Below are 12,509 nucleotides of genomic sequence, written 5' to 3'. Positions count from 1 at the left end.
GCACCCGCCGCCCAGGCGCGATAAAGCCGATCCGCGACCGCCTGCCGCCCTGTGCGCCAGAGAACGGCGCGCGCCTCAGCCTCGCTCATCGCCGGGTCGATCCGTGCGGCGACGGCCTCGACCAGCCGGTCCCTCTGGGCGTTGGACAGCCGCAGCTTCAGCGCCGCCGCACGCACGGCCTCCGCCTCATCCGGCAAAAGCCCCGACAGACGCAGCACCGGGTCCGTGCTAATCTCGACCATCGCCTCGAACAGCGTCAGGCTTTGCGGCGGCGGCATCACCCGCCCCAGCACGCCCGCCTGATCCATCAGCCGCACCGCCGCGCGCGGATCCGGCGCGGCCAGCAGCTTTAGAAGTTCCTTCGACACCCGTTCAGCCGACAGCCGTTCCACACCCTCGGCCAGAGCAGCGCAAGCGGCGACCGCCGCCGCATCCGGCGCCCCGCGCCCATACCAGGCGAAAAAGCGATAGAAACGCAGGATGCGAAGATAATCCTCGCGGATGCGCTGTTCCGGCTCGCCGACGAAGACGATCCGCCCGGCCAGAGCATCCTCATACCCCGCACCCGTCGGATCGAGGATCAGCCCGTCCGCATCGGCATAAAGGGCGTTCAGGCGGAAATCCCGCCGCGCCGCATCCTCGGCCCAGTCGTCGGTGAAGGCGACCGTGGCGCGGCGACCGTCCGTCGACACGTCCCGGCGCAGGGTGGTGATCTCGAACGGCTGGCGCTCCGATATGGCCGTCACCGTACCGTGCTCCATGCCGGTCGGCACGCTCTTCAGGCCCGCCGCCTTCAGCGCCTTCACCACCGCCTCGGGTGTCAGGACGGTGGCGATGTCCACGTCGTCGATAGGCGCGACCAACACGGCGTTGCGCACGCATCCGCCGACGAAGCGGGCGCAATCCGCCCCGCCCGCCGCCGCCAGCGCGGCCATCACCGCGCGGGTCGCGCTGGCCGTCAGCCAGTCCTGCCCCTCAAGGACACGGCTCATTCGACGCTCTCGGTCGCATCGGCCTCGGCTGCCTGATGCGGCGCAGCCTCTTCGCCATAGAGCCGGTTGAACAGCCCCTTCAGAATGCCCGCCGTCGCACCCCAGATGTAGCGCTCGCGATAGGGCATGGCCCAGAACCAGCGCCTCGGCCCGTTCTCCTGATCATAGTAGTCGCGGCGATGGTTCACCGGGTCCATCAGGAAGTCCCACGGCGCCTCGAACACCTCGGCCACCTCGGCGGGCGAGGCGGTGACGTCCGGCGGCGCCGTCAGCCAACCCACCACCGGCGTCACCAGAAAACCGGTGCCTGTCTCATAGGGATCGCCCAGCCCCAGAGGTTCGACCACGGCGGGGTCCAGCGCGATCTCTTCCCACGCTTCGCGCAGGGCCGCGTCCAGCGCCGTCTCGCCCGGATCGAGCCGACCGCCCGCAAAGGCGATCTGCCCCGTATGGCTGGCCAGACTGTCGGATCGGCGGGTCAGCAGGACGCTCGGCCCATCCTCACGCGCGATGATGGGGATCAGCACCGCCGCCGGCCTCAGCTTGACCTTCGGGCGACTGAAATCGGGGTTCAGGTCATAGTCGGACCGCACCGCCACACGCTCGGGCGACCAGTCGGACACAGGGTCCAGCCGCGCCTGAAGACGCGCCTTCAAACTGTTGCACGTCACAGGCCCGCCCCTTTCGGCCCCAGTGGAAACGTCACGCCGCCCGACCGCACGGCCAGTCGCCCGTCCGCCTCCTGCGCGCGCTCGACCAGTTCATAGAAGACCGGCCGCGCGATCCGCGCCCACAGATCGCCGCGCACATGGACGCGCGGCGCAGGCTCGCCGGTCGCCGCGTCCGTCTCGACGACAATGGCGTGGTCGGGACCGGCGACGGCCTCGTCGCCCTGATCCGTGGTGAAGACCAGCGCCCCATCGTTTTCGCGCACCGCCACGGCGCGGAACGGCAGATCTTCGACCGCGATCTTCAGCTTCTCGACCGGCGTGACCAGATGATAGCCGTCCGGGTCTTTCCTCAGCACCGTCGAGAACAGCCGCACCAGTTCGGCCCGCCCGATGGGCGAGCCTTCATGCATCCACACGCCGTCAGCACGGATCAGGATGTCGATCTCGCCGCAATGTTCCGGATGCCACAGATGAACGGGCGGCAGACCTCGCCCCGGCGCCTGTCGCACAGCCTCGGCCACGCCTGTCAGACCCGAGGATGTCGGTGGGTTCGTCATATCCGAACTATGGGATGCGTCGCCTCGCAAAGGAAGGCTGCACCCGGCTCAGGCGTCGGGGCGAATCGCCCCGACCGGCGCCGCTGCGGTGAAGGGCAGCCACATCACCCGGCGCCGATCCACCGGCCCCGGCAGCACGGCGTCGGGCGCAGGCACGAATCCGAAACGCGAGAAATAGGGCGGATCGCCGACCAGCAAGATGCCGTCCAGCTCCCGCGCCTTAGCCTCCTCGATGCAGGCGCGCACCAGTTCGCCGCCCAGCCCAGTGCTGCGACTGGACTTGTCCACGGCGATGGGGCCCAGAAAGACCGAGCGCGCCTCGCCCGTCAGGATCGACCACAGCCGCACCGAACCGATCAGACGCCCGCCCTCATACAGGCAGAACCCCGCCGCCAGCGGCGCGCGCTCACGCAGACGCTCGGCCGTCTTGGCGAAACGGCCGGGACCGAAGGCGGCGATGACCAGGGTGTCGACGGCGGCCGCATCGGCCGGCGTCTCACGTATGATCGCCCCCGCGATCTGCGGGTCGTTTTCAGGGGCGGAGGCGGGCGCGGCGTTCATGCGCGGCCCGTAGTCCCCCGCGCCCGTCGAATCAATCGCGTTTTCGCGACATCAGCCCAGTTTGGAGAAGTCCGGCGCCCGCTTCTGGCTGAAGGCCATGAAGGCCTCCATCGCCTCGGGACTGCGCATCTGCGAACCAAAGGCCTCGGCCTCGCGCTGCATCACCGTCCACAGCAGTTCCGCGTCGCGCATCAGCGCCTTGGTCTTGCGGATGGAGTTGGGCGCCCGCGCCGCCAGCTTGGCCGCCAATTCCGCCGCCGTCGCATCGACCTGATCCGCCGGAACCGCGCGGTTGGCCAGGCCCCAGGCCAGCGCCGTCCTGCCGTCGATCGCCTCGCCCAGGGCGAACAGTTCAAAGGCGCGTCGGTGGCCGATGTTGGCGCCCAGCAGCAGCGAAGAGGCGGCCTCCGGGGCCAGTGCCAGGTTGACGAAGGGCACGGACAGCAGGGCGTCCTCGGCCACCACCACCATGTCGCAATGCAGCAGCAGCGTCAGGCCGATGCCCACCGCCCGACCGCGCACCGCCGCCATCGCCGGCTTGTCCAGGTCCGCCAGCGCCTTCAGGAAGCGGAACACGCCCATTTCGACCAGATCGCCCGGCGTCTGGCCCAGGGCGATGAAGTCGGCGATGTCATTGCCCGCCGAGAAGGAATCCCCCTCGCTGCGGAACAGGATGACGCGCACGGCGTCGTCGGCCTTCGCCTTCTCGGTTGCGTCGGCCAGGGCCGTGTACATGGCCTGGGTGATGGCGTTCTTCTTGTCCGCGCGGTCGAAGACGACCGTCAGGACGCCGCCGTCCAGTTGGGTCCGGATATGTTCGCTCATTGGCCTGTCTCCAAAAGGCTCCACCAGTCGACGCCGTCCTCGTCTCGCGCACGGCGGACCCGTCCCTGGCGTTCAAGATAGTTCAGATGCGCCAGCGCCTCGCCGGTCGCCATGCCCAGCACGGCGTCGCCCACCGGGCGGGCGAACAGGGCGCCGAACACGTCCACCGCGCGGCACGGCGTCCGCAGCGTCTTCTCCAGCCGTTTCAGCGCCACCTCATGCCCGCGCATCAGCGCCTCCAGCCGCAAGGTCACGCCGTAGAACGGCTCCCCGTGCGACGGCAGCACCAGCAGATCGCCCGGCAGGCGCTCCTTCAGCGCCGCCAGCGACCGCAGCCAGTCGCCCAGCGGATCGGCCTGCGGCTCCGTCGGCCAGATCGAGATGTTGGAGGAAATGCGCGGCAGGATCTGATCGCCCGCGATGAAGACATTATCCTTCTCGCGCCACAGACAGACGTGTTCGGGACTGTGTCCCTCGCCGACCACCACGCGCCAGTCCTCGCCGCCGATGCTCAGGACATCGCCGTCCTGCACCCGGCGGTAATCGCGCGGAAAATCCTGAACCATTCGGCTGAAGCCGCCATAGCCGTCGCGCCAGTGCGTGATCTGCGCGTCCGACCAGCCCGCCGCCCGATAGAAGGCTTCGGCCCCCGTCGGAGGCCCCAGGGTCTCGTCGGCGATCAGCATCCGCGCCGTCACATACTCCGTCCGCGACATCAGCAGCGGCGCGTCGAACCGTTCGCACAGCCAGCCTGCCAGTCCGATGTGATCCGGGTGCATATGGGTGCAGATGACGCGCGTGACCGGCCGTCCGCCCAGAACGCCCGCCAAGGCCGTCGTCCAGCCCTCACGCGAAATATCCGTCGCCAGCCCGGCGTCAACGACGACCCAACCGTCGCCGTCCTCGATGGCGTAGAGGTTGATGTGGTTCAGCGCCATCGGCAGCGGCAGACGCAACCACAGCACGCCGGCCGCGACCGCCACGGCTTGCCCCGCCAGGGGCTCTGCCGGGAACGGGTAGGTCAGGCCGCGCTCCGAGCGAGACAAGGAGTCTCCGTCCGCCAAGGTCCGTCTCCAATCAAAACTGTCGTGCAGATTAAGCGGATCGCGAGGCGATCGTCCAGCATCAAGGCGCACTTGCGCTTGACCAAGGCGAAAGACGCCGCCAAGGCTTCGGCATCCTTTTCTGAGGCCCGGAGCAGTTTTGTGACTTACCCCACCCGTAGCCGTACGGTCGTCGTGGCCGCCGCCCTGGCGCTCATGACGCTGACCCCTTCGCTCAGCATGGCCCAGGACCGTTCCACCGCTCCGAACGTGCAGGATCCAATGAATGATCAGCGCGTCGGCGATCGCGCTCCGGCCGGCCGGCTTGCGCGCCGTCAGCCGCAACAACGCCAGCGCGCGCCTCAGCCGCCCAGCGCCGAAGAGGTTCAGGCCGGCGCCCAGGGCGTACTGACCGCCACCAACACCAACTGCCAGATCAGCGAGTCTGTCCTGCTGGGCCAATCGCCCAACAAGGAGTCGCTGTACGAAGTCGCCTGCGCCAGCGGCCCCGGCTACCTGCTGCTGACCTCGACGCCGCCGCAGGCCACCGACTGCATGGTGCTGGCCTATTCGGCCGAACAGGCCCGCGCCCGCGACCCCAACGCCGACGTCGGTTCGCAGTGCAGCCTGCCCGCCAACAACAACGCCATGGCCGTCATGACCGCCTTCGCCAAGGAAGCGGGCTTGGCCTGTACGGTCGACGAAGGCTCCATCATCGGCGCCAAACCCGGCGGCGCCGTGGTCTATGAAATCGGCTGCGCCGGCGTTGACGGCGCCCAGATCAACAAGGCGGCCGCGGGTTGGGAAATCTCCTCCTGCATGGAGCTGGTCTCGGCCAACGCCTCGTGCCGCTTCACCACGCCGGCCGAGCAGGTCGCCACGCTGAAGGGCTGGCTGACCGGCTCCGAAGCCGCCGCCTGCGACGTCAGCCAGGCCCGCTACATGGGCAAGAACGCCAACGGCTCCTTCTATGAAGCCGCCTGCAACGGCGCCGACGGCGTCATCGTCCGCTTCGATACGGCCAAGGCCGTGCAGCAGGTCTACCCTTGCGCCACCGCTCAGCAAGTCGGCGGCGGCTGTAAGCTGACGACCACGGCTCCGGCCGCTGCGCCGAACAGCTGATCTGATTTCAGCCTGATGTTTCAGGCGCCGCCGGAGCGATCCGGCGGCGTCTTTGTTTTGCCCGCCCCTCTTCCCGAACGAAGCGGCTCACCTTAGCCTTGCGTCCCATGCGCATCGCCACCTGGAACGTGAACTCGGTCAACGCCCGCCTGCCTACGGTGCTGGAGTGGATTCAGGCCGCCAATCCCGACGTCGCCTGCTTCCAGGAGATCAAATGCGTGGACGAGAAATTCCCGCGCGAGGCCTTCGAAGACCTGGGCTACAACGTCGAGACCCACGGCCAGAAGAGCTACAACGGCGTCGCCCTGCTATCGAAATATCCGCTGTCGGACGTGCGGCGCGGCCTGCCCGGCGATGATACGGACGAACAGGCCCGCTATCTGGAGGCCCTGATCGAGGCGCCCCGCCCGATCCGCGTCGCCTCCATCTACCTGCCCAACGGCAATCCGCTCGGCACTGAGAAATTCCCCTATAAGCTGGCCTGGTTCCAGCGCCTTCAGAACCACGCGCGCGATCTGCTGGCGCTGGAAGAGCCGTTGGCCCTGTGCGGCGACTACAACGTCATCCCCGAGGCCGAAGACGCCAAGAACCCCGCCGCCTGGGCCGAGGACGCCCTGTTCCAGCCGGAAAGCCGCGAGGCCTTCCGTGCCCTGAAATGGCTGGGCCTGGCGGATTCCCACGAACTGGGCCGCGAACCGGCTGGAACCTTCACCTTCTGGGACTATCAGGCGGGCGCCTGGCAGAGGGACCACGGCATCCGCATCGATTTCGCCATGCTGTCGCCCCAGGCCGCCGACCGCTTCCGCGCCATCGAGACGCACCGCGAAGCGCGCGACATGGAAAAGCCCAGCGATCACGTCCCCGTCGTGGTCGATCTGGACCTGGAGGCCTGATCCATGGGCGACACGTTCAGGGCCATTCTGCTGATCGCCCTGATCGCCGCCTTCCTGACCACCGGCGTCCTGCTGTTTTCCTGGTGGATGGAGTCCGAGCGGCGACTGCGGCGGGCGATGAAGAAGGCGCTGGGCGCTCCGGCCGACACCCTGGCCCTGTCCGCCCATGAAGGCCGCGCGGCCGGGCTGGATCTGGAGGGCGGTCAGTTGGCGGTCCTGTGGAACCGCGGCGCGATGGGGCTGGTCTACGCCTTCGAGGAAGTGCTGGGCGCCGAGATCATCGTCGACGGCCATGTGATCGCCCGCGTCCTTCGCGGCCAGCACCGCAAGGAGATCGACCTGGACGCGCCGGACGCCGAACTGGTCGTGTTGCGACTGATCTTCAGCGATCCGCACAACGCCGAGTTCGAGCTGGCCCTGTGGAACGGATCGCGCACCGCCCCCGCCTCAGAGGCCGAGACTGCGACCGGAACACGCTCTCCCGGCGAGGGTCTGCGGCTGGGGCGCCGCTGGTTGTCGCACGTCGAAGCCCTGATGCAACGCTGATCGCCCTTCACGGCTTGAGTCCGGGCGGCTAGAACCCCTCGTCCTGCTTTTGCTTCTTTCTTCAGGAGCCCCCGTGGCCCGCCTTTTCGACGCCTACATCATCGCCAACTGGACCGCCGCCGAAGGCAAGAAGCTGGGCGAACAGACCCTGTGGATCGGCGTCGCCAAGCGCGACGTGCGTTTCCGCTTGTATGCCGAGACGCATAACGTCGCCACGCGCGCCGAGGGCGAGAAGCTGATCACCGACCTGTTGGCCGAGCACCGCAAGCGCGGCGACCGCGTGCTGGTCGGCTTCGACTTCGACTTCGGCTTCCCCGCCAGGACCGCCGCGCGCCTGAAGCTAGACGGCCGCCCGTGGGACGCCATGGGCAAGTTCCTGGCCGCCAACATCGTCGACAAGGCCGACAACTCGAACAACCGCTATCAGGTTGCGGCCAAGATGAACCGCCTGATGACGGACGAGCCCTGGCCCTTCTGGGGCGCGCCCGCCAGCCAGGCCCAGCGCTGGCTGACCACGACCAAGCCGCCCGAAGGCGCCGGCGCCGACATCCCCGAATTCCGCGCTACGGAACTGGCCGCGCGCAAGGACAAGCTGCCGCCCAAGAGCGTCTGGCAGATGCACGGCGCGGGCGCGATCGGCGGCCTGACGCTGGTCGGCGTGCCCATGCTGCGCCGCCTGCTGGACACGCTGGGCGCCTCGGCGGCGGTCTGGCCCTTCGGCACCGGCTGGCGCGAACTGACCGAGGCCGACATCGAGCCCCTGTCGGCCGTCATCGTCGAGGTCTGGCCCGCCCTCTACGAAGCCAAGCGCGGCGTGAACGCCGAAGGCGTCAAGGAATACAAGACCCAGGCCCAGGTCCGCGCCGCCGCCGAAGCCTTCGCCCGCATGGACGACGCCGGAGACCTGCAAAAGGCCTTCGCTCCGCCGAAGGGCGCAGACGAAGCCCTGATCGCCCAGGTCGAAAGCGAAGAAGGCTGGATCCTGGGAGTCTAAGTCTTCCTTCTCCCCTTGAGGGAGAAGGTGGGCGCCGGAGGCGCTCGGATGAGGGGTGTCAGCGCGTCGGCCTTGAAACCGTGCTGACGCGCGATCATCGAATTTCGAGAAGGCGGAGTCGGCACCCCTCATCCGTCAGGCTCCGCCTGCCACCTTCTCCCTCAAGGGGAGAAGGAAGAAGTCAGCCGATCAGCACCCGTGCCGCCGCGCGCGCTTCGTCGGTGATCTCGGCGCCCGACAGCATCCGCGCGATCTCTTCCTGGCGCGGACCTTCCTCCAGCACGTCGATGGAGGTGCGGGTGTGGCCCTCGACATCCGCCTTGCGGACCTTCCAGTGGGCGTGGCCGCGCGCCGCCACCTGAGGGCTGTGTGTCACCACCAGCACCTGCGCCCCGCGCGACAGGCGTTGCAGGCGCCCGCCGACGGCCTCAGCCACGGCGCCGCCGACGCCCTGATCCACCTCGTCGAAGATCATCACCGGCTGGCGCTGGTCCTCGCGGCTGGCCAGCGCCGCCTTCATCGCCAGAGCGAAGCGCGCCAGTTCACCGCCCGACGCCACCGTATCCAGCGGGCCGAAGGCGGTCCCGGCATTGGTCGCCACCTCGAACCGCACCGTCTCGACGCCCAGCGGACCGCGACGCCCCTCGACCGGGTCCAGCGTCACGCGGAAGCGCGCACGCTCCAGCTTCAACGGGCCCAGCTCATCCATGACGGCGGCGACCAGACGATCCCCCGCCGCCTCGCGCGCCGACGTCAGCAGCATGGCCGCCACATCATAGGCCTCTATCGCCACGGCGACGTCGCGGCGGGCCTTGGTCAGAGCTTCCTCGCCGTCCTCGATCAGGCGGAGTTGCTCGCGCAGGCGGACCCGCAGCGCCGGCAAGGCCTCAACCGTAGTGTTCAGTTTGCGGGCGGTGGCGCGCAGGGCGAACAGCCGTTCCTCCGCCTTGTCCAGACGGCCCGGCTCGAAGTCGAAGGCGTCGGCGGCGGCGTCGACACAGGCCACGGCTTCCGTCGCCTCGACCAGGGCGCGGTCCACCGCCTCGGCGGCCAGACCCAGTTTGACGATGATGAGATTTTCCCCCTCGGCCCCCGCCTGCACCGCCCGCTGGCGCGCATGCTCCACCGCGCGCAAGGCAGAGGCCAGCCGCTGGCTCAGCTTGTCGCCGCCCAGCAGGTTGCGTGCATCGGCCAGATCAGCGACCGCCTTTTCGGCAGCACCAAGAAGGGCGCGCTCGCCCGCCAGTTCGGTTTCTTCGTCCGGTTTGGGATCCAGGGCGTCGAGATCTGCCAGATTCAGTGCGATTTCCTCAGCCTTGGCCGCGGCTTCGGCGGCCGACGCCTCCAGTTCATCCAGACAGGCCTGCGCCGTCTTCAACTGTTCGGAGGCCCCGGCCACGCCCGACAGTTGCGGCTGCAATCCGCCGTAGTTGTCCAGCAGCGCCCGGTGCGTCTTCCAGTCCAGCAGGCCGACCGTCTCATGCTGGCCGTGCACCTCGACCAGCAAGGCGCCGATCTCGCGCAGGGCCGTCACCCCGGCGGGCTGGTCGTTGACATACGCGCGGCTGCGGCCGTCGGCCGACACCACGCGACGCAGGATCAACTCCTCGCCCGGCGCGACCTCGAAGCCGCGTTCGGACAGCAAGCAGATCAGGGCTTCATCATCAGGCGCGGTGAAGACGGCCGTGGCCGAGGCCTGCTTGGCCCCGTTGCGCACCAGCCCCGCGTCGGAGCGCGCGCCCAGCGCCAAGCCCAGCGCGTCGAGGATGATGGACTTGCCCGCGCCGGTCTCGCCGGTCAGCACGGTCAGGCCGTCCTCGACCTCCAGGTCAAGGGCGTCGACGAGGACGACGTCACGGATCGAGAGGGTGGTCAGCATGGGCGATCTGATTCGATGTTTCGCCGCATCCTAGCCGGAAACAGAACAGGAACGCAGCGCCTTATTCGCGCCGCGCTCTCCGCCCTGCGACCGGATCAGGTGCCGCCAGGGATCAGGCGTTGCAGCCAGGATTCGCGCTTGCCTTCAGGCTGAACTTCCGGGTTCTCGCCACGCTCGCGCAGCAGGGCGAAGGCCTCGGCGTACCAGGGGCTGCCCGGATAGTTGTGCCCCAGGACGGCGGCGTTGCGGGTCGCCTCTTCCGTCAGGCCCAGGCTCAGGTTCACCTCGACCAGACGATACAGGGCCTCAGGCGTGTGCGAGGTGCGCTGGAAGTCGGGGTTGTTGATAACGGCCTTGTAGCGGTTCAACGCGCCCAGCGGCTGGTTGGCGCGCTGGTAGTAACGGCCGACGGTCATTTCCTTGCCCGCCAGCTGGTCGTTGACCATGTCGATCTTGACCCGCGCATCGGTGGCGTAGGACGAACCGGGATAGCGGCGCACCACGTCGCGCAGACCCGCCAGGGCGGCCTCGGCGTAGCCCTGGTCCCGGCCCACATCGACGATCTGCTCGAAGTTGCAGACGGCCTTCATGTAGAAGGCGTAGCCCGCCGACGGATTGCCGGGGAACAGGGCGATGAAGCGGTCAGCCGCCGCGATCGCGTCCTGGTAGTTGTTGTTCTGATAATAGGCGTAGACCTGCATCAGGATCGCGCGACGGGCCCACTCCGAATAGGGGTGTTGACGCTCCACCTCCTGGAAGTAGTCGACGGCGTCCATCCAGCGCTTGGACTGCAGACGCTGATAGCCGGTGTTGTAGAGAGCCTCGACCGGACGCTCCTCATAGGCCAGCTTCTGGCGCGGCTTGTTGCCTGCGCAGGCGGATAGCGACAGGGCCGCCACAGCGACCGTCAACAGGGTCAGGCCGGAACGAGACTTCGAAGCGAGCAAGGGCGACCTCATCAAGATGCCTTCGGGACGCGGACACGCGCGGCGCCCTCGTTAGCAGGATGCGTCCTCTATAACAGCGCCTGCGCCCAAGCCAATCGGCTGAAATCGAAGATACGTCCGGAACACGGCTGGACGCCGCACCGTTCGCCGCCTAGAGAGCGCGTCCAGAAACGCACCCGCAACTATTGGCGGAGCGATGACGGCGAAAGGATGACCGGTCAATGAAGCTGCTTGCTGGCAATTCGAACCGGAGCTTGGCCCAGGCCATCGCTGCCCACCTGGACATGCCGCTGACCAAGGCCCAGGTGAAGCGCTTCGCGGACAATGAGGTGTTCGCCGTCGTCGAGGAGAACGTGCGTGGCGAGGATGTCTTCATCATCCAGTCGACCTCGTATCCGGCCAACGACAATCTGATGGAGCTGCTGATCATGACCGACGCGCTGGTGCGCGCCTCGGCCAAGCGGATCACGGCCGTCATGCCCTACTTCGGCTACGCCCGACAGGATCGGAAGACCGGCGGCCGCACGCCGATCTCGGCCAAGCTGGTGGCCAATCTGATCACCCGCGCCGGCGCCGACCGCGTCCTGACCATGGACCTGCACGCCGGTCAGATTCAGGGCTTCTTCGACATCCCGACCGACAATCTGGTGGCGACGCCCGTCCTGGCCCAGGACATCAAGGATCACTACCCGAAGGGCGATGACCTGATGATCATCTCGCCCGACGTCGGCGGCGTGGTGCGCGCCCGCTCTCTGGCCAGCCGCCTGAACGCGGACCTGGCCATCGTCGACAAGCGCCGCCCCAAGGCGGGCGAGAGCGAAGTCATGAACATCATCGGCGACGTCGAAGGCCGCCGCTGCATCCTGTTCGACGACATCGTCGATTCGGGCGGCACCCTGGTCAACGCGGCCAAGGCGCTGATCGACCGCGGCGCGACCGAGGTCTCGGCCTACATCAGCCACGGCGTCCTGTCGGGCCCGGCGGTCGACCGCGTCGCCAACGGCCCGCTGAAGGAGCTGGTGATCACCGACTCCATCGAGCAACCTGACGAAGTTTTGAACTGCTCGAAGATCCGCCGCGTGCCCGTGGCTCCGCTGATGGGCGAGGCGATTCGGCGCATCGCCAACGAAGAGTCGGTCTCAAAGCTGTTCGATTAAGGTTCGGCTAACCATTCCCTCCGCGATATAAGGGCTTGTAGTTCGGTAGGCGCCCTGCGCCTCCGACACCCGTCCAAGTGCGTATCGCTTAAAAGCAAGGGAAGATCGCCGATGCCCCAGGCCTTCTTGCGTCGCGGCCTCTCCGTCGCCGCTGTCGCCGCCGCCGCCGTCCTGGCCAGCTGTTCGACGCCTGAGCCGGAAGCGCCGCCCCCTGCGCCGCCCCCGCCGCCGCCGCCCGCCCTGGCGCTGAACCAGAGCGTGGCCGAGGCCGCATCGGTCTATGTCGCCTTCGTGCGCGAAGTCGGATCCATCCAGGCCGGCT

The 12,509-nt window shown here is 68.1% G+C and carries 13 protein-coding genes and 1 pseudogene; 6 read left to right on the top strand and 8 right to left on the bottom strand.

The window, feature by feature from the left end; translation table 11 throughout:
• The 6 genes from RT567_RS08040 to RT567_RS08015 all read right to left on the bottom strand — a co-directional run.
• Positions 1-992: CCA tRNA nucleotidyltransferase (locus RT567_RS08040; protein WP_313575623.1), on the bottom strand; the 992-nt coding region annotated here is incomplete at its 3' end.
• Positions 989-1,663 (bottom strand): CoA pyrophosphatase, encoded by a 675-nt coding sequence (locus RT567_RS08035; protein ID WP_313575622.1) that lies wholly within the window; start codon positions 1,661-1,663, stop codon positions 989-991. The genes RT567_RS08040 and RT567_RS08035, both read right to left, overlap by 4 nt.
• Positions 1,660-2,220, bottom strand: coding sequence for a DUF1285 domain-containing protein (locus RT567_RS08030; RefSeq protein WP_313575620.1), 561 nt, complete (start codon positions 2,218-2,220; stop codon positions 1,660-1,662). The genes RT567_RS08035 and RT567_RS08030 overlap by 4 nt, the downstream gene beginning before the upstream one ends.
• Before the next feature lie 48 nt (positions 2,221-2,268).
• Positions 2,269-2,781 carry an N-acetyltransferase gene (locus tag RT567_RS08025; protein ID WP_313575618.1) on the bottom strand — a complete coding sequence of 171 codons (513 nt, stop codon included), beginning with the start codon at positions 2,779-2,781 and terminating at the stop codon, positions 2,269-2,271.
• Positions 2,782-2,832: 51 nt separating this feature from the next.
• Positions 2,833-3,606: an enoyl-CoA hydratase-related protein gene (locus RT567_RS08020; protein ID WP_313575616.1), complete on the bottom strand. Its 774-nt coding sequence runs from the start codon at positions 3,604-3,606 to the stop codon at positions 2,833-2,835.
• Positions 3,603-4,652, bottom strand: a complete 1,050-nt coding sequence (locus tag RT567_RS08015) for an MBL fold metallo-hydrolase (protein WP_313575614.1) — start codon at positions 4,650-4,652, stop codon at positions 3,603-3,605. The genes RT567_RS08020 and RT567_RS08015 overlap by 4 nt, the downstream gene beginning before the upstream one ends.
• Before the next feature lie 159 nt (positions 4,653-4,811).
• On the opposite strand from RT567_RS08015, the gene RT567_RS08010 reads away from it, so the two are divergent.
• From RT567_RS08010 to RT567_RS07995, 4 genes are all read left to right on the top strand, one after another.
• Entirely contained in the window at positions 4,812-5,771 is a 960-nt protein-coding gene (locus RT567_RS08010; protein ID WP_313575612.1) for a hypothetical protein, read from the top strand.
• A gap of 107 nt (positions 5,772-5,878) precedes the next feature.
• Complete coding sequence (gene xth / locus RT567_RS08005) at positions 5,879-6,664, top strand: exodeoxyribonuclease III (RefSeq protein ID WP_313575610.1); 786 nt, start codon at positions 5,879-5,881, stop codon at positions 6,662-6,664.
• A gap of 3 nt (positions 6,665-6,667) precedes the next feature.
• Positions 6,668-7,210, top strand: coding sequence for a hypothetical protein (locus RT567_RS08000; protein WP_313575608.1), 543 nt, complete (start codon positions 6,668-6,670; stop codon positions 7,208-7,210).
• Positions 7,211-7,283: 73 nt separating this feature from the next.
• Positions 7,284-8,204 carry a cobalamin biosynthesis protein CbiG gene (locus RT567_RS07995; protein ID WP_313575607.1) on the top strand — a complete coding sequence of 307 codons (921 nt, stop codon included), beginning with the start codon at positions 7,284-7,286 and terminating at the stop codon, positions 8,202-8,204.
• Between the two features lie 181 nt (positions 8,205-8,385).
• Here RT567_RS07995 and recN read toward each other — a convergent pair whose 3' ends face one another.
• Together recN and RT567_RS07985 are read right to left on the bottom strand one after the other, a co-directional pair.
• Positions 8,386-10,083: a DNA repair protein RecN gene (gene recN / locus RT567_RS07990; RefSeq protein ID WP_313575605.1), complete on the bottom strand. Its 1,698-nt coding sequence runs from the start codon at positions 10,081-10,083 to the stop codon at positions 8,386-8,388.
• 95 nt (positions 10,084-10,178) lie between these two features.
• A complete protein-coding gene (locus RT567_RS07985; protein ID WP_313575603.1) occupies positions 10,179-11,042 on the bottom strand; it encodes an outer membrane protein assembly factor BamD in 864 nt (287 codons plus the stop codon).
• Between the two features lie 209 nt (positions 11,043-11,251).
• On the opposite strand from RT567_RS07985, the gene RT567_RS07980 reads away from it, so the two are divergent.
• Both RT567_RS07980 and RT567_RS07975 read left to right on the top strand, forming a co-directional pair.
• A complete protein-coding gene (locus tag RT567_RS07980; protein WP_313575601.1) occupies positions 11,252-12,187 on the top strand; it encodes a ribose-phosphate pyrophosphokinase in 936 nt (311 codons plus the stop codon).
• A gap of 111 nt (positions 12,188-12,298) precedes the next feature.
• A pseudogene (locus tag RT567_RS07975) lies at positions 12,299-12,509 on the top strand (hypothetical protein); the annotation flags it as partial.

The organism is Brevundimonas sp., assembly GCF_032107865.1.
Taxonomy (GTDB): Bacteria; Pseudomonadota; Alphaproteobacteria; order Caulobacterales; family Caulobacteraceae; genus Brevundimonas.
This window is presented reverse-complemented; position numbering and strand designations above follow the sequence as displayed.